We start from the raw sequence: 341 nt of genomic DNA, 5'->3' as shown, positions 1-341 counted from the left end.
GCCTTCTCCCCGCCGCTGTCCTTCGTTGAGTCGCTTGCCGACGCGGGGCTGCCCGTGGGAGTGAAGATGGGTCCGGGAATTCCGCACGAGGCACTGCCGGTGAACTGCGAAACGCAGTGGGTCTCCGTGGACGGCGATGTCACCGAGGCAACCCTGTGGTTCAACGCCCTGCGCCGCGAGGGGGTCCGGCGGGCCGCGCTGGTGATCGGCCCCAACGGCGCGGCCGAGCTCACCTCCGCGCTGGACTATGCCCCCGGCAGCGAGGACGTCGCCGTCGGCCCCGTGGACGCCTACCTGTATGAGCCCGACGGCGCAGTGATCCGCGCGGGCCTGGTCGCCGA

At 71.6% G+C, this 341-nt stretch carries 1 pseudogene; it reads left to right on the top strand.

Annotation, left to right across the window (positions count from 1 at the left end):
• Positions 1 to 341: pseudogene (locus SB754_RS19535) on the top strand (SAM-dependent methyltransferase); the annotation flags it as partial.

It is taken from the genome of Leifsonia sp. SIMBA_070, assembly GCF_046534635.1.
In the GTDB taxonomy this organism is placed as follows: domain Bacteria; phylum Actinomycetota; class Actinomycetes; order Actinomycetales; family Microbacteriaceae; genus Leifsonia.
Note: the sequence above shows the minus strand (reverse complement) of the source record. Positions and strands in the feature narration are given on the sequence as shown.